Origin of the sequence: Streptomyces sp. Z423-1, assembly GCF_013009255.1 — a bacterium.
GTDB classification, from domain to species: domain Bacteria; phylum Actinomycetota; class Actinomycetes; order Streptomycetales; family Streptomycetaceae; genus Streptomyces; species Streptomyces gossypiisoli.
In genome coordinates, this window is sequence record NZ_CP053109.1 from 3,504,435 (window position 1) to 3,525,438 (window position 21,004).

The following is a 21,004-nucleotide window of genomic DNA, read 5'->3' on the forward strand; positions in this document are numbered from 1 at the left end:
GCAGGCAAACAGCACTCAGCCCCCAACCGCCCAGCCACCCCGGCAGACAACCGCACCTAGCCCCCAACCGCCAACCGCCCCAGCAGGCAACCGCACCCAACAGCCAGCTACCCAGCCCCCCCCCTGACCCCGTGCTAGCGATACGCCCGCCGTCGCCGTCGGGAGCGGAGGGTCGCGTCCAGGGAGAGGAACGGGGCGCCGGCGAGGACGAGGGGGAGCCAGGCCATCAGGTAGGCGAGGTCGTTGCCGTAGTAGTACGGGTCGGAGGCCCAGCTCACGGTGAGCCAGAGGCTGAGGGAGATCAGCGCGCCGCCGAGGGCGGCGAGGCGGGTGAGGAGGCCGAGGAGGGTGCCGATACCGACGGCGAGTTCGCCGCCGGCGATGGCGTAGCCGAAGGCGACGGGGTTCTCCAGGGCCAGGTCGACCAGGGCCGGGATGGCCGAGGAGTCCCGGACGGTGCGCATCGTGTCGCCGATGGAGCCGGCACCGGCTTCCTGCATGAACGCGCTGTCGGTGAGTTTGTCGAGCCCGGCGTAGATGAAGGTGATGCCGAGGAAGACCCGGAGGGGAAGGAGGGCATAGCGGGTGGCGGTGTCCCGCCAGTCGGCACGGCCGCCGTTGTAGTGGGCGCTGTGCGTCTCTGTACGAACACCGTGAGTCATCACTGCATAGCCGCCTCTCGCACGCCGTGCCGTCGCTAGCCTGCCCCTCAAAAGACCATACGTACGAAAGGAAGGACCCGCTCATTCACGTTCCGGACGGATTTGGCAAAGGTCGGCCGCCGTCCCGGGTGCGCCTTCATAAGCCGAGGTCAGGTCAGGCCGAGCCCCTCAGGCAACCACAGGCCGACCACAGGCCAACCGGGCCAACGACACCCGATCAGCCCCAGCTCAGCCTCACTCCGTCACCTCGATCACATACGCGTTCGTCTCCGCCCCCGCCGCCGTGACCACCCGCACCTCCACCCGCCCGGGCTCCACCTCCGCCGGTACCGGCACGGTCAGCAGAGTGTCCGTCGGGTTGCTGAAGCCGCCGGTGACCGGGACCAGGGGGACGTGGACGTGGACCGGGCCGATGCGGACGACCATGCGGGAGAGGCGATCGGCGGTGCCGGCACCCGGCGGGACGAAGCCCGCGCCGCGGATTTCGATGTCCTCGCCGGTGCGGATGGGCGCGTCCAGATCACCGGCCTCGCGGGAGCGGACGACGGAGAGTACGACAGGGCGGCCGCCCTCGGCGTACTTGCCGGCGAGGTAGGTGGCCGCCGACACCAGTACCACCACCGCCAGCCCCCACGGCAGGTCGGGCAGCTGGTCGGGCCGACGCGCCAGCCGCACGGACGCGAACACCAGGGCGACGGCGCTGATCACGACGTACTGGATGTCGGCGAAGGTGCCCCGCCCCGAGTCGTCCGTCAGCAGATCGGCCGCCCTCGGCCGGTCCGCGCGGACCTTCTGCAACCGCTGTCCGAGCACGCGCAGGCCGACCACCCGCCGTACCAGCACGGCGATCCCGCAGGCCACGGCGAGGACGGTCACCACCCCGGCGCCACGGGCGAGTTCGAGCCCGGCGATCAGCTCGTCGCGCGCGCCGGGTGCAGAGGCGGCCGCCAGCTGCCCCGCCAGCACCAGGACCGCATACGCCACGAACAGCACCCACATCGCCGCAACGGCGCGGGACGTGGACAGGCGGTTGTCCTCGCCGATGACCGGGGCCAGTACGCCACCCCGTGCCCGGTGGAAGAAGGAGGCCGCCGTCAGTGCCGCCGCGACCAGCAGCGCCGCGAGCAGCCCGGCGGTACGGGCCGTCGTCCAGCCCGTACCGATCGCCGTCAGCGACTGCACCAGCAGCAACAGCAGGACCAGCGCCCACACCGTGCACGCCGTGCGGCGCCACAGGCGGGACAGCCAGGCCTCGCCCTCGGCGCGGGCGCGTTCGGCGACCGCCGCCGCGGACTGGGTCAGTTCGTCGGAGACCCACTGGCGGGAGGCCGAAGCCGAGTGGGCCACGGCCGCAGGCAGACCCTGCCCGGCCGCGAACTCATCACGCTTCAGCAGGAATTCGGCCACCGCCCGCCGGTGCCCCGCACGCGCCCCGTGCGGACAGTCCCCGCAGGTGCAGCCACCGTCATGAGCGCTCCCGAACGCGCCCGTGCGCGCCTCCGCGCCCTGCCTCGCCTCCTGCACCGCCACGCCCGACGCCTGCCTTCCGCGCATCCCCATGCCCCACTCGGCTGCCCGACTCGTCCGGGAGCCGCCGCGACGTTGTACGACTCCCCCGCGACGTCAGCGAATTGTGCCCTACGCCACCCGGTACGCGTCCGTCAGGTCCGGGCAGCTCTGTCAGCGTGGGTGAACGGACGGTCGCCGTGTTGACCCGGCTGCGAGAATTCCCGTACGTCAGGGATCATCCGGCGTGACAGGAGACATACGGGCAACCCGCTAGGACAGCAGGTCGGGTTCTCGGCGCGTGATGTCCTGCCACAGCGGCTGGTAGTTGATCCACGCGACCAGATCCCCGCCCAACTGCTCCCGCGTCGCGACCGCCTGCTTGTGGTCGATCAGGATCGGGCGGCCCGCCGCCTTCGCGGTCAGTTGCACCTGGCAGGAGCGCTCCATGGACAGAAACCACCAGGCCGCCGCGTCCACCGAGTCGCCGACGGTCAGCAGGCCGTGGTTGCGCAGCACCAGGGCCTTGTGGGAGCCGAGCGCGGCCGCGATACGACGGCCCTCCTCGGCATCGACGGCGACGCCGGAGTAGGTGTCGTACAGCGCGTGGTCCTCGTAGAAGGCGCAGCTCTCCTGGGTGATCGGGTCGAGCAGGTCGCCGAGCGCGGACAGGGCGCGGCCGTGCACGGAGTGGCAGTGGGCGACGGCGACGACGTCGGGGCGGGCGGCGTGCACCTGGGCGTGCACGGTGAAGGCGGCCTGGTTGACGTGGTAGCGGCCCTCGACGACCTGCCCGTCCTGGTTGGCCAGCACCAGGTCGCTCACCGTGACGTGCTGGAACGGCATCCCGAACGGATTGACCCAGAAGCAGTTCGTGTACTCGGGGTCGCGGGCGGTGATGTGCCCGGAGACGCCGTCCTCGAAGCCGTACCGCCCGAAGATCCGCAGCGCCGCCGCGAGCCGTTCCTTGCGGTGCCGGCGATCGTCGTCGACCGATTCGTACATCGGCGGCATCGCGAACTGCAGCCGGTCGGTGGGCAGGGGCGGGGGCGGGGTGGGCGCGGGCATGGGTCCTCCGGCGCTGGGTTCCGATACGGAGCGGAAGTTACCCCCGGTCAGCACAGGAGAACAGGGCTACGCAGGTTTCGCCGCCACACTCGTCGTATGGCAGCAAACTGGGCGGCTTTCACCGCCGCCGAACCCGATCTGGCGAAGACCGTCGAGGAACGCTTCGGCGCCCACACTCACCACGTCCTCGCGACCCTGCGCAAGGACGGTTCACCGCGCACCACGGGGATCGAGGTGCGGTTCCTCAACGGCGAGCTGTGGCTCGGCATGATGCCGGACTCGCGAAAGGCGCTGGACCTGCGCCGCGACCCGCGCTTCGCGCTCCAGGCGAACCCCGGGGAGGGAACGTCGATGGGCGGCGGTGACGTACGGATCGCCGGGCGGGCGATCGAGGTCGAGGACGCGCGGACCAAGGCCGCGTACGGCGAAGAGGTGGAACCGCCGGAGCTGTTCCACCTCTTCCGCACCGAGCTGACGGAGGTCGTCAGGACCTACGTCGAGAACGACACGTATCTGGTCGTCCAGCTCTGGAAACCCGGCGAATCCCTGCGCACGATCAAGCGCACCTGATCAAACGCACGCAGGGCTCACTCCCACTCGATCGTCCCCGGCGGCTTCGACGTCACGTCGAGGACGACCCGGTTGACGTCCCGCACCTCGTTGGTGATCCGGGTGGAGATCCGGGCGAGGACGTCGTACGGCAGGCGCGACCAGTCGGCCGTCATGGCGTCCTCGGAGGAGACCGGGCGGAGCACGATCGGGTGGCCGTACGTCCGGCCGTCGCCCTGGACGCCGACGGAGCGGACGTCCGCGAGCAGCACCACCGGGCACTGCCAGATGTCCCGGTCGAGGCCGGCCGCCGTCAGCTCCTCGCGGGCGATGGCGTCGGCCTCACGGAGCAGGTCGAGCCGCTCCTTCGTCACTTCGCCGACGATACGGATGCCCAGCCCCGGTCCCGGGAACGGCTGGCGCTGGACGATCTCCTCCGGCAGGCCCAGCTCCTGGCCGACCATCCGGACCTCGTCCTTGAACAGCTTGCGCAGCGGCTCGATCAGCTTGAACTCGAGGTCCTCGGGGAGGCCGCCGACGTTGTGGTGGGACTTGATGTTGGCGGTGCCGGTGCCGCCGCCGGACTCCACCACATCCGGGTACAGCGTGCCCTGGACCAGGAACTCCACCGCCGGACCCTCGTCCGCGATGATCTCGGCCTGCGCCTGCTCGAAGACGCGGATGAACTCCCGGCCGATGATCTTCCGCTTCTCCTCCGGGTCGGAGACCCCCTTCAGAGCGGACAGGAACCGCTCACTCGCGTCCACGACCTTCAGCTGTACGCCGGTCGCGGCCACGAAGTCCTTCTCGACCTGCTCGGTCTCGCCCTTGCGCATCAGGCCGTGGTCCACGTACACGCAGGTCAGCTGGGAGCCGATGGCCTTCTGCACGAGGGCGGCGGCGACGGCGGAGTCCACGCCGCCGGACAGGCCGCAGATCGCGCGCTTGTCGCCGACCTGGGCGCGGATCGCCTCGACCTGCTCATCGATCACATTGCCGGTGGTCCAGGACGGGCTCAGGCCCGCGCCGCGGTAGAGGAAGTGCTCCAATACCTGCTGGCCGTGCGTGGAGTGCATGACCTCGGGGTGGTACTGGACGCCGTACAGCTTCTTCTCGTCGTTCTCGAACGCGGCGACCGGGACGACGTCAGTGGAGGCCGTGACGCTGAAGCCCGCGGGGGCGGCGGAACAGGCGTCGCCGTGCGACATCCACACGGCCTGCTCGTCCGGGGTGCCCTCGAAGAGGGTGGAGGACGACTTGGAGACGTGCAGCGAGGTACGGCCGTACTCGCGGGCACCGGTGTTGTCGACCGTGCCGCCGAGGGCCTGGGCCATCAGCTGGAAGCCGTAGCACATGCCGAAGACGGGGACGCCGGACTCGAAGATCTCGCGGTCCAGGCGGGGCGCGCCCTTCTCGTACACCGACGACGGGCCGCCGGACAGGATGATCGCCGCCGGGTTCTTGGCGAGCATCTCCCGGACCGGCATGGTGCTCGGCACGATCTCGCTGTAGACCCGGGCCTCGCGGACGCGTCGGGCGATGAGCTGGGCGTACTGCGCACCGAAGTCGACGACCAGGACGGTGTCGGGGGCGGCGGGGGTCGCTGATGACACGGGTTGCCTTCCGGCGGCTTGAAAGGGGCTGTGCCACCGATTCTAACGGGGCTGCCACAGGTGGCTCCCGTCTCAGGATGCGAACCGGCTTGGCCGTCACCGAAGGCCACGGCATACTGACCGCATGCTCACGCACCCGACCTTCCTCTTTACCTATGGCAACCGGCCCGCCGGCTGCCATGGTCGTGCTGCTTGAGCAACTGACAAGCGACTTCCCAGGCGCCCCGGGCCGACAAGGTCCGGGGCGCCTGGCGCTCTCCGGGCCTTGTCCGTTCCGGGGCCGCGTCCGACGAGGAGCCCCCGATCATGACCACCACCGCCACCGCCACCGACAAGACCCCCACGGCCACCGCCAAAACCCCCACGGCCACCGACAAGACCCCCACCACCACCGACAAGACCGGCGCCCGCACCGACGAGGCCGCCGAGCTGATCACCGGCGCACGCGAACGCATCGACGCGCTCGACGACCGGATCATCGGGCTGATCCAGGAACGGATGGCCGTGTCGACCGTGATCCAGGAAGCCCGCATCACCTCCGGCGGCCGGCGCGTGAACCTCTCCCGGGAGATGGAGGTGCTCGGCCGCTACCGGCAGGAGCTCGGCAAGCCGGGCACCGCCCTCGCCATGACGCTTCTCGAACTGTGCAGGGGTCGCATCTGAGTTCGCACCCCCTCTCACCCGTACGGCACGTGACCGCCGCCCGCCGCGCTTCGTTGGTCCCGATGTCCGTGCCAGCCAGGGGCGGGCCCGAAAGAACCACGCGTGGCTCACTGGAGCGATGAGACGTACGGAGTGTGCCGTGCGTCGTGGGACCTCGCTCCAGGGAAGTGACCGGACGGCAGGGGACAGCAGCCCGGTCACCCAAGAGAACGGTCGGCTCCGGGGACGCCCGGGGCCGACCGGCGGAAATGTGGCCGAGACCATCCGGAGGCAAGCGGTGCAACCCCCCGGCGCCGCTGCCCAGGCACCGGCGCTGCCCTGACGCCGGTGCTGACGAAAGAAGGGCCCCGCGGCTCCGCCCCGCGGGGCCCTTCTCATGCCCGCACGCCCGCCACATCAAGTGATCCACATCACATAAAAACTGTGTGAAGGGTGGACAACCATTCCCGGGCTTCGTTGATCAAACCTGCAGAACCAAGGGCCACACCCGTACGCCGTACGCGGAGCCCTTCCGACTCAGCAGGTAGGTCTTCATGAAGCTTCGCCGCGCCCTGGCAGCCACCGCCGTGTCGGCCGCGATAGCCCCGATGGCGCTGCTCGCGGCACCGGCCGCCTACGCGACGGAAACCCCGGGTTCCGCGAGCCCGACCGTGACGGAGTCCGCCACCGAGACGGCGACCGTCAGCCCGAGCGCGTCCGAGAGCCAGTCGGCCACCGCGACCGCTACGGGCGACCCGTCCCAGACCGACAGCCAGTCCCCGACCGCGGACCCGAGTGCGACGGAGTCCGCCACCGAGACGGCCACCAGCACGCCGACCAGCTCCGCCACTCCCTCTGCCAGCGAGTCCGCTCCGTCCGACGACGAGTCGTGGAACCCGTACGAGGAGTGCAAGTCCGTCGACTTGGACGAGAAGCTCACGGCCTCCATCTCCGGGCTGCCGAACCAGATCGTCGCGGGCTCCGGCTGGCACGAGTTCGAGTTCGTGGTCACGAACGACTCCGACAAGGACCTCGAGAAGGTCTGGGTCGAGGCGTTCACGGAGTACTCGGACGACACGAACGAGGACGCGTCGCTCGCCTTCGACCTGGCCGAGATCCAGTACAAGCTGGACGGCAAGTGGACCAGCAACTACCAGGACTACTTCGAGGACGAGGACGGCAAGTTCCACTTCACGGGCACCTTCGTCGGCCTCCTCGACTCCCTCGAGAAGCACTCCACGACCACGATGGACCTCCGGGTGCGGGTGAACAAGGACGCTCCGGCGGGCGCCTCGTTCGCGCTGAGCCAGGCCGTGTACGCGGGCGAGGAGTCCACGTGCTACTTCAACGGTGACTTCTACGACTTCACCGTGCTCGCCGCGGGCAGCAAGCCGTCCGACAACGTCGACGACGCCAAGCCGAGCGGTGAGAAGCCCGACCTCAACGACGGCACGAAGCCGCAGGGTTCGGTCAAGGAGATCACCGGCAACCTCGCCGAGACCGGTTCCAGCTCCGCGCTGCCCATGATCGGCCTCGTCGGCGGTGTCGCCGTCGTCGCCGGTGCGGGTGCGGTGTTCGTCGTCCGGCGCAAGAAGGCCGGTGCGCAGGCGTAAGCACGCCTGAGCCCTGGACAAAGAGAGAGGGAGCTGCGCTCGGAGGGGGGCGCAGGTCCCTCTCTCTTATTTCTTGTCGTCAGGGCTTCCGTGTCACCAGGACTTTCCTGTCGCCAGAATTTTCCCGTCGTCAGGACTTCGGCGGCACCGTCGGCATCCCCAGGAACGGCAGCCGCAGCGCGCCGAACGCGTCCGCCGGGACCGCCGGGGACTTGGGCTCGACCGGCTTCAGGCGTTCGTACGCCGCTCCCTGCGCCGGTCGTGGGTCGGCCTCGCCCTTGTTGGGCCAGTACGACATCGCCCGCTCGGCCTGCGCGGTGATGGTGAGGGACGGGTTGACGCCCAGGTTGGCGGAGACGGCCGCGCCGTCGACGACGGAGATGCCCGGGTGGCCGTACAGCCGGTGGTAGGGGTCGATCACGCCGGTCTCGCGGGAGTCGCCGATCGGGCAGCCGCCGAGGAAGTGCGCGGTGAGCGGGGTGCCCATCAGTTCGCCGATGTTGCTGCCGGCGAAGCCGTTGATCTCGGCGGCGATCGCCGACGCGCCCTGCGAAGCGGCCTTGATCTGCTTGGGGTTGGGCGCGCCGTGGCCCTGCCGGGCGGTCAGCAGGCCCTTGCCGACACCGTCCGGCTTCAGATACGTCGTCAGCGAGTTGTCCAGCGACTGCATCACCAGGCCGATGATGGTCCGCTCCGACCAGCGGTGGTTGTTGAGGGAGCGGAGCAGCACGAGGGGGTGGCGGGCGGCGTTGCGCAGGAAGGCCAGCAGGCGGGAGGAGCCCTCCGCGTACGGGATCTGGAGGATCGCCATGCCGCCCATCGAGTTGGAGCCCTTGCCGTAACGGACCGGCTCGATGTGGGTGTTGGCGTCCGGGTGGACGGAGGACGTGATGGCGACGCCGCGCGTGAAGTCGACCTTCCGCTCGCCGGTGACCTTACGGTAGCGGCGGTTGGTGGTCTGGGCGCCGACCAGGGCCTCGGAGTTGGTGCGGGTGAGTTCGCCGAGGCGGTCGGAGAGGTACGGCAGCCGGCCGGTGGCCTTCATGCGGTGCAGCAGGGTCTGGGTGCCGTAGGTGCCGGCCGCCAGGACGACGCGGTGGGCGCGGAAGGTGCGGCCGCTGCCCTTCTTGCCCTGGTCGGTGGGCAGGGTGGTGACGGCGTACCCGCCCTGTGAGTCGTCGGTGAGGGCGACGACCGTGGTCATGGGGTGGACGACCGCGCCGGCTTTCTCGGCGAGATAGAGGTAGTTCTCGTTGAGGGTGTTCTTGGCGCCGTGCCGGCAGCCGGTCATGCACTCGCCGCACTCGGCACAGGCACGGCGGGCCGGTCCGGCCCCACCGAAGTACGGGTCGACCGCCTCCTCGCCGGGGCGGGCCCTGACCGTGCCGTCGGCGTCCTTGCCGTCGCCGAAGAAGACTCCGACCGGCGCCATGTGGAACGTGTCGCCCACGCCCATCCGCTGCGCGGCGGCCTTCAGGTGCACGTCGGAAGGGGTCATCGTCGGGTTCAGCCGTACGCCGAGCATGCGCTGGGCCTGGTCGTAGTACGGCGCCAGTTCCTCCTGCCAGTCGGTGATGTGGCCCCACTGGGGGTCCTTGAAGAACGGCTTCGGCGGTACGTAGAGGGTGTTGGCGTAGTTGAGCGAGCCGCCGCCCACGCCCGCTCCGGCCAGGACCATGACGTTGCCGAGCAGATGGATGCGCTGGAGGCCGTACATGCCGAGCTTGGGGGCCCAGAGGTAGTTCTTCAGGTCCCAGGAGTTCTTGGGGAGGGTGGCTCGGGTGAAGCGGCGGCCGGCTTCCAGGACGCCTACGCGGTAGCCCTTCTCGGTCAGGCGGAGGGCGGTCACCGAGCCGCCGAAGCCGGAGCCGACCACGATGACGTCGTAGTCGTACACGTCCTTGGGCACGTGCTCTCCTCGTTGAGAACAGTGGGGATGGGGGAGGGCCAGGGCGTCAGCGGAACCGCAGTGCCTTCATCACCTTCAGGCTGCGGCTCATGAACGCCGCGTACTTCTCGTCGTCCATGCCCAGGGACGGGGCCATCGGCAGCAGCCGCTGGTGGGCGATCGTCTGGGCCTCCGTGTACTTGAGGATGCCCTCGGAGCCGTGGCGGCGGCCCAGGCCGGAGTCCTTCATGCCACCCATGGGCGACTGGACGCTGCCGTACGCCGGCGCGTAGCCCTCGTTGATGTTGACGGTGCCGGTGCGCAGGCGGGCGGCGACCTCGCGGCCGCGGCGGGCGTTCGTCGTCCAGACCGAGGAGTTCAGGCCGTACGGCGTGGAGTTGGCGTGCTCGATCGCCTCGTCGTCGGTCTTGAAGCGGTAGATGGAGACGACCGGCCCGAAGGTCTCCTCCGTGCAGACGGCCATGGGCGGCTCGACGCCGTCGAGGATGGTCGGCTCGTAGAAGTACGGGCCGATGTCCGGGCGGGCCACCCCACCCGCAACGAGCCTCGCGCCCTTGGCCACCGCCTCCTCCACATGCCGCTTGACGGTCTCCAGCTGGCGTTCGCCCACCAGTGAGCCCATGTCGGCGCCGTACGCGAGGGACGTGCCGAGCCGCATGGCCTTCGTGCGGGCGGCGAAGCGCTCCACGAAGGCGTCCGCGACCGACTCGTGGACGTACAACCGCTCGATGGAGATGCACAGTTGACCGGCGGAGGAGAAGCACGCCCGGACGGCTCCGGCGGCGGCCTTCTCCACGTCGGCGTCGTCCAGCACCACCATGGCGTTCTTGCCGCCCAGTTCGAGGGAGACGCCGACCAGGCGGGCGGCGGCGCCCTGCGCGACCTCGCGGCCGGTGCGGGTGGAGCCGGTGAAGGAGACGTAGTCGGCGTGCTTGACGACCTCGGGGCCGACGACCGGGCCCTCACCGAGGACGACCTGGAAGACGTCGGCGGGCAGCCCGGCCTCGATCAGCAGGTCGCGCGCCCAGAGGGCGGTGAGGCAGGTCTCCGTGTCCGGCTTCATCACCACCGCGTTGCCCGCGACGAAGGCCGGGAGCGCGTCGCCGACCGACAGCTCCAGCGGGTAGTTCCAGGGGGCGATCTGGCCGACCACACCCCGCGGATGGCGCAGTTCGGTGACCTTCGTCAGGGTCGGGACGGCGCCGGTGTGCCGCTTGGGCTTCAGATAGGCGGCGGCCATACGGCCGTAGTGCCGGGCCGCGACGGCGACGGCCTGCACCTCTTCGTGGGCGTGCAGCCGGGCCTTGCCGGTCTCCAGCTGGATCAGGTCGAGGACCTCGGCCTGGCGTTCCAGCACCAGGTCGTGGAAGCGGAGCAGCGCGGCCGCGCGCTGCCGCACCGCCGTCTGCGCCCACACGGCCTGTGCGGTACGGGCCGCCGCGAACGCCTTCTGTACGTCCTCCGGCGTGGACTCGGGCAGGTCGGCCAGCTTCTCGCCGGTGAACGGCGTGTGGTTGGCGGTCCGGCCGGAACCGGCCACGCCCCGGGTGAGCTGGGCGATCAGCTCGGGGGTGACCACGTCCGCGGCGGTGCGGGCGCCTTCGGGGGCGGGGGCGAGGGGATTGGTGCCGGTGCTGTGCGTGGCCTGCTCCAGGGCCTGCGAGTCCGTCATGAGCCGCAGGGTATGCCCCGTCGAAGGCTTTGTGTACCCGTCGGTAATCGGGATTCACGGAGTACACACATACCGCCAGTGATCACTGGCAACGAACGTGCTGATCAGGGCGTTGGTGAGGCTGGGCCGGCGTCGATCTCCAGTCGGCCGCGGGCGCCCTTGAACACGTCGGTGCCCTTCTTCTCGTCGGGCGTGCCCTTGGGCATGTCGACGCGCAGCTCGTACATACGGTTGTCCTCGGTGAGGATCACCAGCTGCATCACGCGGGTCGGGTCCTCCGCCATGTTGTAGGTGGTGTCGGCGAGGACGGCTTCCCGGCCGTCGAAGGTCGTACGGGTGTACTGCGTGCGGGCGTCGCCGTTGTAGCCGTCCCAGGTGGCGTGGGCCTGACGGGCCCGGGTCATCGGGGAGCCGGGTGCCTTGTCCCACTGGGTCAGGCGGACCTGGATGGTGTTGCCGAGGTCGTAGACGACCAGGCGGGGCGGATCGTCGGTGCTGCCCTCGCGGGCGGCTTCCTTGTAGGTGCTGGGGAGGGAGAGGACGGCTGCGAGGTCCTTCTCGCGGTGATCGATCCACGTGGGGCTGGGGGACGCGACGACGCCGGGGGCCGAGCTGGAGGTGGCGGTGCGCTCCGTGCCCGATGTGTCGTCGGGGTCGGGGCGGAAGGAGGAGGTGGCGAGCCAGACGCCCCCGGCGACGAGGACGCCGAGCAGGACGGCGGGGACGGGATGGCGGAGGGGGTGACGGGTCGGATTCGGGGGCTGTTCGGTGAAATGCGGGTCCGGGTCGGAGTCCGGGGCCGGTTCCGCGTCCGGGTCCGCGTCCGAGCCCGAACCCGAACCCGAGTCTGAGTCCGGATCCGAGTCCGGTGCCGAGCCCGAGCCCGAGCCCGAGCCCGGATCCGAGTCCGAGCCCGAGCCCGAACCCGAGCCCGCCTCCGAGTCCGGGTTCGAGTCCGGTGCCGAGTACTGGTCCGAGTCCAAGCCCGAGCCCGAGCCCGAGTCCGCGTCCGGTTCCGGTTCCGGTTCCGGTACGACCGTCCGCCGCTCCGGCGCAGCCGTGGCCTCCCCCCGCAGCCGTACCGTCCCGGCGTCGTCCGCGAACCCCTCCAGCTCCGCCGCCTCCTGAGCAGCCGTCGCCGCACCGTCCGGCACCTCCGGCCAGCCCTCCGCCACCGCCCCCAACGCCACGGCTACCTCCTCCGCCCCCGGTCGCCGCTCGGGGTCCTTCGCCAGGAGCCGGACGAGCAGCGGCCCCAGTGGACCGGCCTGCTTCGGCTCGGGCGGATCCGCGGCGAGGATGGCGGCGAGCGTGGACTCCAGCGTCGTACGGCGGAACGGAGACCAGCCCTCGACGGCGGCGTACAGCAGAACCCCCAGGGACCACAGGTCGGAGGCGGGGCCCGCGCTACGGCCGGACATGCGTTCGGGGGCGATGAACTCCAGTGAGCCGACGAACTCGCCGCTCATGGTGAGGGATTCCTCGCCCTGGACGTGGGCGATGCCGAAGTCGGTGAGGACGACACGGCCGTGCGGGCTCAGCAGGACGTTGGCGGGTTTGACGTCGCGGTGCACGATGCCGACGGCGTGCGCGGCGCGCAGGGCGCCGAGGACGGCGAGGCCGATACGGGCCGCCTCGGGGGCGTCCACCGGGCCGCGCCGCAGCACCTCGTGAAGGGACTCGCCCCGGATCAACTCCATGACGATCCAGGGGATTCCGTCATCCTCCACCACGTCGTGGATGGTGACGGCGGACGGATGGTCGACACGGGCGGCGGCCCGGGCCTCGCGGTACAGACGGTGCGCGGCCCGGCGATGGGACTCGTCCTCCGGATCGCCCGGCAACCGGGGCTGTTTGACGGCGACGTCACGCTCGACCAGTTCATCGCGCGCCCGCCAGACGGTGCCCATACCGCCGGAGCCGATGCGTTCGCTCAGCCGGTAGCGCCCGCCGACCAGACGTCCGTCGCGCTGGTGTTCGCCGCCGTCACTCATGTCCCATGCCTACCCTGCGGCACACGTCTTTGTCGACGTGACGTCAGAGCCGGTCGATGTCCAGGTTCGCGATCGCGACCCGGGCCACCTCGCGGCCCCGTTCGGTGAAGTCGCCCTTGCCGGGGTAACTGACGGTGAGCTTGTACATGTTCCCGTCGGAGTTCTTGTAGTAGAAGATCTGCACCTCGCGGGGGCGCGGGTTCCGGCTGTCGGTCGTCTCGTACGCGATGGTGTTCCGCGCGGCGTCCTTGCCCTTGTACTTGATCCCGCCGTCCGGCTTGGTGTCCGGGTTCTCCGGCATGCCGAAGTCGTAACTGCCGTTCTCCTCGAAGACGCCGTTGTCCTCGTACATCTCGGCGGCCGCGGACTCCTTGATGGAGTTGCTCGTGTCCTCGGACCTCTTGTCCAGGCGCAGGCCGAGCCAGATGCTGCCGCTGGGGTCGGTGTACGTCACCCAGTGGCCGTCGTCGGACTCCTCGGGCACGCCTCGCGTGTAGCCGTCGGGATACGCGACGGTCGCGGCGACGTCCTGCTCGGCCTTCGTGTTCCAGCCCTCGGGCAGCGGGCCCGCGAACGGGTCGGCGATCACCAGGTACGCCGCCACCGCCGCCGCGACGACCGCCGCGCCCAGCCCGAGCAGCGTCCTGCGGCCGAGCCGGATCCCGCCGCCCCGCCCGCTGTCGCCGCCGCCCACGGTCACGACCTGCGTGGGCACCGGCGCGGGCGGGTGGGCGGCCGCCTCCAGCAGGGAGCGGACCTGGGCGGCGTTCGGACGGCGCGCCGGGTCCTTCTGGAGCAGGCCGTTGATGACCTCGGCGAGCGGACCGGACGCCGAGGCGGGCGGCGCGGGCGTGGCGTTGAGGACGGACTGGAGGGTGGCCGGGGTGTTGCTGCGGCGGAAGGGCGACACGCCCTCCGTGGCCGCGTACAGCACGACGCCCAGCGACCAGAGGTCCGACGCCGGGCCGGGCCGCTGGCCCAGCACCCGCTCCGGGGCGATGTACTCGGGGGAGCCGACGAAGCCGCCGGTGTCGGTCAGGTTCGTCTCGCCCTCGATCTGCGCGATGCCGAAGTCGGTGAGGACGACGCGGTCATGACGGCCCAGCAGGACGTTGTCCGGCTTGACGTCCCGGTGCAGGATGCCGGCGGCGTGCGCGGCCTCCAGCGCGCCGAGCACCTCCAGGCCGACCCTGGCGGCCTCGCGGGCGGAGAGGGTGCCCTCCTGGAGCGCGTCACCGAGGGAACGTCCCTGCACCAGCTCCATCACGATCCACGGCCGGCCGTCCACCAGGGCGACGTCGTGCACGTTCACCACCGCCGGGTGGTCGAGCCGGGCCGCGGCGCGGGCCTCGCGGCGCATCCGCTCGAAGGCGTTGGCGCGTTCGCGCTCGGGAAGGTGGTCCGGTACGCGGGGTTCCTTGACCGCGACCTCCCGGTCCACCGTCTCGTCCTTCGCCCGCCACACCGTGCCCATGCCGCCGTGCCCGAGCTTGGCGAGCAGCCGGTAGCGGCCCGCGATGAGGCGCCCGGCGCCGGGGTCTTGTGGGGGCTGGTGGGTGGGTTGCTGCCGACCGGGATGCGAGGGCTGCTGGGCAAGATGCGGGGGCTGCTGGGCAGGACGCGGGGGCTGTTGCTGCGGCGGCACGACCTGGGTGGGCGATGCGTACGGGTTGTTCGGATGCGGTACGGCGGTGGGCTGAACCGGCGGTTGCAGACCGAAACTCGTTGGCTCGTCGGACCCGTGGCGGGCTCCCCCGTTGTTGCTCATGCGTTCATGCATATCGCGGCAAGCGCTTCTGCATCCACCGCGAAGGCTCACCGGTCACAGACCCGTGACCCAGGTCGCCGCATATCTCCCGCTTATCTCCTACTTGGGTGGGCTGTTGGCGCCACTCGGGGACGGCGACGCGGACGTGCTCAAGGACGTGCTCGGCGTCGGACTCACCGGCGTACCCCCGCCCTCCCCACCATCGCCGTTCAGGAGCAGCGCCGCCGCCGACACCCCCGCCGCCACCATCGCGGCGACCAGCAGCGCGATCACCAGCCGGTCCCGCGGGGTGCGTTGCCAGCGGGTCGGCTCCGGCGTACGGCCCGTCTCCAGGAACTCCCGCAGCATCCGCTCGGCCTGCGCCGCGTCCAGCCGCTGGTCCGGGTCGCGTTCCAGCAGCCCGCGTACGACGGGCAGCAGCGGCCCGACCTGCGCGGGCGGCCGGATCGGCGCGGCCACCACGGCGTGCAGGATGCCGCCCAACGAGTCGCGGTGGAAGGGCGATTCGCCGCTGACCGCCGCGCACAGCAGCACGCCGAGCGACCACAGGTCGGAGGCCGGGCCGGTGCCGGACCCCGACATCCGCTCGGGCGCGGTGTATTCGGGCGAGCCGACGAACGTCCCCGACTCGGTGAGCGTGGTGGCGCCCTCGACCTGGGCGACGCCGAAGTCGGTGAGGACGACTCGGCCGGTGCCGGACTCGATGAGAACGTTGGCGGGCTTCAGGTCGCGGTGCTGGACACCGTCCTCGTGCGCCGCGCGCAGCGCGCCGAGCAGGGCGACGCCGATCCGGGCGGCCTCGCGGGCGTCGACGGGGCCGTGCGCGGCGATCCGGTCGGCGAGGGAGCCGCCGTCGATCAACTCCATGACGATGTAGAGGCGTTCGTCGTGCTCGACGACGTCGTGGACGACGCTGATGTGCGGGTGCTGCAACTGGGCGAGCGCACGGGCCTCGCGCAGCGTGCGGTCGCGCGAGGAGCGGACGCGGGCCGCCGACGGGGAGTCGTCCGGGACGAGTTCCTTGACGGCCACCTGACGGCCGAGCAGTTGGTCGGTGGCCCGCCAGACGACGCCCATGCCGCCCCGCCCGAGCGCCGCCTCAAGCCGGTAACGGCCCGCGATGACCCGCTCGTCGGACCCCTCGCTCCCCATGAGCACATCATGCCCCAGCCGGAGCGGGACCCTCCGGGCCGAACGGGTGGCATGGCCGACAAACGACCATCCCCGGGGCCGGGGCCCTCAGGACGGCGCCCCCGGCCGCCACCCCTGCAGCAGCGTGTCGAACTGTTTCCGCGTCGTCGCCCAGTCCCCCGCGGGTGACGACATGTAGATCGCGTACTCGACGCCGTCCCGGGTGATGTACATCTCCTCGATCGCCCGGCGCGGCCCCGGGTACTCCGTGTCCTTCGCCAGTGCGGTCCAGGTGTACTCCCACAGGGAACCCTTGCGGTCCCGGTAAAGGTTCTCCTTCATGGTCACGCGCTGGTACTGCGCCAGCCGCTGAAGCTGCTCCTCCAGGTCCCGCTGGTGCTCGTAGGGGTCGTCGAAGTCCGGTGAGGTGTCGACGGCGATGCGGATGAGGTGCTTACCACCGTCGGGCGTGTAGTCGATCTGCGTGAGGTCGCCCTGGACGCCGTACACCTTCCGCTGCCAGCGGTCGCTGGGCACCGAGAGGCTGAAACCCGCCGGGTCGTCCTTGCGCACCCAGGTGGCCGGGACGGACTCCCCGGGGCTCGGTGAGGCCGAGGAGGAGGCGGACGCACCGTCCCGGGCGTGGCTCTCGTTCCAGTGCTGCACCACCACCGCACTGGCCCCGCCGACGACCGCCGCCATGGCCACGACGAGGGCCAGGGCGCGCAGCCTGCGCCGCCGTGGGGTCGGCACGGCCGCCGTGCCGGTGCCGAGCGGGTGCGGCCGGGAGTGCTCCCGCGTCTCCTGCCGCGCCGGGCCCGCCTCCGGCTGCCGTGCGGGCGGCACGTACACCTCGGTCATCTGCGGCCGGCGCCCGTCGGCCACCTCGGCGAGCAGTCGCTCCGCCTCGTCGGAGGTGGGCCGCGTGGCCGGTTCCTTGCGCAACAGCGCGTTGATCACGGGCCCGAGCGGACCGGCGTACCGCGGCTCGGCGGGGTGCTCCTCGACGACGGCCTGCATGGTGCCCAGCGGCGAGGTGCGGCGGAACGGCGAGGTGCCCTCGACCGCCGTGTACAGCGTCGCGCCGAGCGCCCACAGGTCGGCGGCCGGTCCCGGGTCGTGCCCGCGGATCCGCTCGGGGGCGAGGTAGTCGACGGAGCCGACGACCTCTCCGGTGCGGGTGATCGTCGTGTCGCCGTCGATCTGCGCTATGCCGAAGTCGGTGAGCAGCACGCGGCCGTCGTCGGCGAGCAGGACGTTGCCGGGCTTGACGTCCCGGTGCAGCACACCGGCGGTGTGCGCGGCCCGCAGGGCGCGCAGCACCCACATACCGATCCGGGCGGCCTCGACCGGCTCGACGCGGCCCTGTGCCTTGACGGCGTCGGCGAGCGAGCGGCCCTCGACCAGTTCCATCACGATCCATGGCCGGCCGTCGTGTTCGAGTACGTCGTGGACGGTGACGACGGCCGAGTGGTTGATCCGCGCGGCCGCGCGCGCCTCCGCCCGGGTGCGGGCCAGCAGGATGGCCTGGTCGCTCTCGGAGACGTAGAGCGCGGCGGTCAATTCCTTGATCGCGACGGCCCGGTGCAGCACCTCGTCATGGGCACGCCACACCCGGCCCATGCCACCGCTGCCGATGGCGTCGGTGAGCCGGTAGCGGCCCCCGATGAGCAGGCCCTGCATCTGATTCACGTTTCCCCGCAATGTTCTTGACAGAGTCAGGGTAGGGACCGGCCCGCGAACGGGGAACAACGGGGGCGCCACGGAGACCGCACTGTGACGGTTGTCGCTTTCTGTGACGAGAAGCAACCGTCGGGCCAACTGCCCCGGCAGGGTCAGCCGGTGGCCTGGTAGGTCGCCGCCGCCTGCTCGAACAGCCGGGTCACCTCGTCCCGCTCGGCCTCCGGTCCACGCACCTGGAGCACGTGGTAGCGCCCGTCGAGCAGCATCGCGAGGTTGCGCACGAACAGATCGCGGCCGTCGTCGTCACTCCACGTGAACTGCCCCTCGGCCATGGTCCGCCCGCCCACCTCGATGGTCTTCAGACCGGTGGAGGTGGCCCAGCTCGACTCCCGGTACGGCCGCAGCTCGGGCTCCCGCTCCTTCTGGTACGCCATCGGATCGCTGCCGTACTCGTCCGCGCTGTCCCTGCCCGGTACGACGATCAGCTCGAAGTCGCCCTGGGAGTAGACGACCTGCCCGCTGCCGTTCTTGGGTGCGCGCTGCCAGCCCTCGGCGACGGCGACACGGAAGCCCTCCGGGTCGTCGTGCAGGGTGAAGCCGTCGGCGACCTCGGCCTGCGTCCCGGTGGGGTCCTCCTCCGGCGCGTTCTGGTCGGGGCGCGGCTCGCTGCTCGCCTCGGGTGTCGGGTCGGGCGCCTGGCTGACCTGCCCGGCTGCCCCGGTCCGGTCGGGGGTCGCGCCGCTGCCGCTGCCCTCGCCGGCCTTCGGCATGAACAGCATGGCGTACGCGATCGCGCCCGCCAGCGCGAGCAGTATCAGCAGGAGCAGGGTGCGGCCGAGGCTGCGCGGCGAACGCGTCTTCTCCCTGCCCCGCTTGTGCCGCCCGTGCCGCGCGGGCAGCCCGGCGCGCCGCCTGCGCACCAGCTCGCCCTTGCGGCGCACGATCGGCAGCCGGCTCGCGTCGGGCGGCGGCGCGGCGACGACATGCACACCGGCCTCCGGCTCGGGCGCGGACCGCACCAGCGAACGCAGCCAGCCGCGCAACTCCTCGAAGTCCAGCCGCTCGGTGGGGTCCTGGCGCAGCAACGACTCCACGACCGGCCGCAGCGGCCCGCACTCCTCGGCGAAGGCGGGCGGTTCGGCGCACACCAACTGCACCAGCTCGGCCGTCGACTCCTCCGGGTAGGGCGCATGCCCCTGTACGGCTCTGAACAGCAACGCGCCCAGCGCCCACAGGTCGGTGGCCGGGCCGATGGGCGGCGCGAGCTGCCAGTTCTCGTGCACCGGTCCGGCCTGCTCCGGCGCCCACCGCTCGGTCACCGGCCCCACCACGGCCATCCGCGCCTGCCGCGCCCGCTCCGCCGCCAAGGCGGTGGCGGGGCCGCGACGGGTCACGGGGGTTCCGGCCACCAGGTCGTCCCAGCGGGTGCCGGTACGCCCTTGGGGCGCCGCCTCTTGAGCAGGCGCGGGTACGGCGGGGTTAGCGAGGCCGTTGCCGCGGGCGGGGGGCTGGATGCCCGGTCGGGTGAGACTGTCGGCTTGGGGCGGTAGGCCGGGCTGGGCGAGGCTGTTGCCGTGCGGGGGTACGCCGGGCTGAGCGAGACCGTTGCCGTGCGGCGGCACGCCGGACTGGGCGAGGCCGCTGCCGTGCGGCGGCACGCCAGACTCGGCGAGACCACTGCCGTGCGGGGCTACGCCGGGCTGAGCGAGACCGCTGCCGTGCGGCGGCACGCCAGACTCGGCGAGACCACTGCCGTGCGGGGCTACGCCGGGCTGAGCGAGACCGCTGCCGTGCGGCGGCACGCCAGACTCGGCGAGACCACTGCCGTGCGGGGCTACGCCGGGCTGAGCGAGACCGCTGCCGTGCGGCGGCACGCCCGCCTGGGCGAGGCCGCTGCCGTGCGGGGCTACGTCAGACTCGGCGAGGCCGCTGCTCTGGAGCCGTCCGCCCGGCTGGGCCAGGCCGTTGCCGTGCGGTGGCACGCCGGGCTGAGCGATCCCGCGGCCCTGGTCCGGCATGCCCTGAGGCGCGGGCCCGCCGCCCTGGGACTGCCCGATGGTCCCCGCCCCGGTGTTGCGCCGCCCCGCGCCGTGCCAGGGCGTGGCACGTACGCCGTACGGGTCGGCTATCTGGCCCGGCGGGTTGCTCTCGGGCCCGCGGGCGTGCGGCGGCTGCTCCGTGCCGCCCTCGGATGCGGGGCGGGCGCCGGGCAGGGCCGCGCGGCTGTTCTGCTGGGCCTCCTGGACCCGGGCCGCGGCCCGCGCCCCCGCCCGGTACGCGGCGATCGCCCCGGCCCGCGCCGCCCGGACGTCCCCGCCGGACTCCGGTGCCCTGCGGACCGGCGCCGCCGAACCTCCCCCGCCGCCCGCCGCATCCGCACCGGCCACCGGCAACCCCCCGGCCGCCCGCGCCTCGATGGCGGCCCGCCGGGCAGCCTCGGGATCGCCGCCGCTGATGACGTTCGGACCACGGCCCCCAGCCGAGCCGTCGGCTCCGAACGTCCCCCGAGCCGCCTCCGAACCCACCGCGGCCCCGCCGCCGTCACCACCGCCACCGTCGTCATACAGCGGCGCCGGCACCGGGTCGTACCCGCACAACGCCTCCTCCGCCGCCCCCACCGCCAGGCCGGTCAGCATGACCCGCCCGTCGTCGCAGACCAGCACCGTCCGCGCGGTGATGTTCCGATGCACCCAGCCGTGCGCATGCAGCACCCGCAACGCCATCAGCACATCGGAGGCGACCTCGGCCGCCCGATACGGCGTCAGCGGCTGCTCGGCGAGCAGCGCGGCCAGCGGTCGCGCGGCCACCAGCTCGCTCACCACCCACAGCGACCCGCCCTCGGCGAAGACGTCGAAGACCTGGTCAAGCCGCGGATGGTCGGGGATCGCGGCAGCCGCCTGGGCGGCCTCCACGGCACGCCGTACCGCCGGATCCGTGGGCCGTCGAACCGCCCCCGCGCGCCCGGCCGTCGGCCGCCGCGCCGCACGGTCACGCGCCGTGAACCCCTCGGGCAACCCCTCGGCGTCGAGCACCTCCGCCTCGACGACCTCCGGCAACGGCACCTGCCGTACCAGGACTTCCTGCCCGCTGTAGGTGTCGAAGGCGCGGGTCTCCGTGAGTTCGTACTCGTCGGAGGGCGGCAGCGGCAGGCGGTAGCGGTCGGCGAGTACCCGCCCCGCATAGTCGTCCACGTT

14 protein-coding genes are annotated in these 21,004 nt (G+C 71.7%); 3 read left to right on the plus strand and 11 right to left on the minus strand.

Features of this window, described 5'->3' with window-relative positions; all coding sequences use genetic code 11:
* Positions 1 to 134: 134 nt before the first annotated feature.
* The 3 genes from HJD23_RS15665 to HJD23_RS15675 form a co-directional block, all read right to left on the minus strand.
* Positions 135 to 662 carry a DoxX family protein gene (locus HJD23_RS15665; protein ID WP_171117564.1) on the minus strand — a complete coding sequence of 176 codons (528 nt, stop codon included), beginning with the start codon at positions 660 to 662 and terminating at the stop codon, positions 135 to 137.
* 234 nt (positions 663 to 896) lie between these two features.
* Positions 897 to 2,192 (minus strand): hypothetical protein, encoded by a 1,296-nt coding sequence (locus tag HJD23_RS15670; protein WP_171119166.1) that lies wholly within the window; start codon positions 2,190 to 2,192, stop codon positions 897 to 899.
* Positions 2,193 to 2,441: 249 nt separating this feature from the next.
* Positions 2,442 to 3,236 carry a class II aldolase/adducin family protein gene (locus tag HJD23_RS15675; protein WP_171117563.1) on the minus strand — a complete coding sequence of 265 codons (795 nt, stop codon included), beginning with the start codon at positions 3,234 to 3,236 and terminating at the stop codon, positions 2,442 to 2,444.
* 96 nt (positions 3,237 to 3,332) lie between these two features.
* Here HJD23_RS15675 and HJD23_RS15680 point away from each other — a divergent pair, with 96 nt between their 5' ends.
* The gene (locus HJD23_RS15680; RefSeq protein WP_171117561.1) at positions 3,333 to 3,806 is read left to right on the plus strand and encodes a pyridoxamine 5'-phosphate oxidase family protein; all 474 of its coding nucleotides are present in this window, start codon (positions 3,333 to 3,335) and stop codon (positions 3,804 to 3,806) included.
* Between the two features lie 17 nt (positions 3,807 to 3,823).
* On the opposite strand, the gene guaA is transcribed toward HJD23_RS15680, so the two are convergent.
* Positions 3,824 to 5,398, minus strand: coding sequence for a glutamine-hydrolyzing GMP synthase (gene guaA, locus HJD23_RS15685; RefSeq protein WP_171117560.1), 1,575 nt, complete (start codon positions 5,396 to 5,398; stop codon positions 3,824 to 3,826).
* A gap of 306 nt (positions 5,399 to 5,704) precedes the next feature.
* On the opposite strand from guaA, the gene HJD23_RS15690 reads away from it, so the two are divergent.
* Together HJD23_RS15690 and HJD23_RS15695 are read left to right on the plus strand one after the other, a co-directional pair.
* Positions 5,705 to 6,061 carry a chorismate mutase gene (locus tag HJD23_RS15690; protein ID WP_171117558.1) on the plus strand — a complete coding sequence of 119 codons (357 nt, stop codon included), beginning with the start codon at positions 5,705 to 5,707 and terminating at the stop codon, positions 6,059 to 6,061.
* A 533-nt stretch (positions 6,062 to 6,594) separates the two neighbouring features.
* The gene (locus HJD23_RS15695; protein WP_171117556.1) at positions 6,595 to 7,653 is read left to right on the plus strand and encodes an LAETG motif-containing sortase-dependent surface protein; all 1,059 of its coding nucleotides are present in this window, start codon (positions 6,595 to 6,597) and stop codon (positions 7,651 to 7,653) included.
* Positions 7,654 to 7,783: 130 nt separating this feature from the next.
* Here the strand turns inward: HJD23_RS15695 and HJD23_RS15700 are convergent, their stop codons facing one another.
* The 7 genes from HJD23_RS15700 to HJD23_RS15730 all read right to left on the minus strand — a co-directional run bounded on the left by HJD23_RS15700 (position 7,784) and on the right by HJD23_RS15730 (position 21,001).
* Positions 7,784 to 9,562, minus strand: coding sequence for a GMC family oxidoreductase (locus tag HJD23_RS15700; RefSeq protein WP_171117555.1), 1,779 nt, complete (start codon positions 9,560 to 9,562; stop codon positions 7,784 to 7,786).
* Between the two features lie 46 nt (positions 9,563 to 9,608).
* The gene (locus tag HJD23_RS15705) at positions 9,609 to 11,234 is read right to left on the minus strand and encodes a succinic semialdehyde dehydrogenase (RefSeq protein WP_171117553.1); all 1,626 of its coding nucleotides are present in this window, start codon (positions 11,232 to 11,234) and stop codon (positions 9,609 to 9,611) included.
* Positions 11,235 to 11,338: 104 nt separating this feature from the next.
* Positions 11,339 to 13,228, minus strand: coding sequence for a serine/threonine-protein kinase (locus HJD23_RS15710; protein ID WP_171117552.1), 1,890 nt, complete (start codon positions 13,226 to 13,228; stop codon positions 11,339 to 11,341).
* A gap of 43 nt (positions 13,229 to 13,271) precedes the next feature.
* A complete protein-coding gene (locus tag HJD23_RS15715) occupies positions 13,272 to 14,996 on the minus strand; it encodes a serine/threonine-protein kinase (RefSeq protein WP_171117550.1) in 1,725 nt (574 codons plus the stop codon).
* 99 nt (positions 14,997 to 15,095) lie between these two features.
* A complete protein-coding gene (locus tag HJD23_RS15720; RefSeq protein WP_171117548.1) occupies positions 15,096 to 16,148 on the minus strand; it encodes a serine/threonine-protein kinase in 1,053 nt (350 codons plus the stop codon).
* A gap of 87 nt (positions 16,149 to 16,235) precedes the next feature.
* Entirely contained in the window at positions 16,236 to 17,810 is a 1,575-nt protein-coding gene (locus HJD23_RS15725; protein ID WP_171119164.1) for a serine/threonine-protein kinase, read from the minus strand.
* Between the two features lie 152 nt (positions 17,811 to 17,962).
* Positions 17,963 to 21,001, minus strand: coding sequence for a protein kinase (locus HJD23_RS15730; protein WP_171134032.1), 3,039 nt, complete (start codon positions 20,999 to 21,001; stop codon positions 17,963 to 17,965).
* Positions 21,002 to 21,004 lie beyond the last annotated feature (3 nt).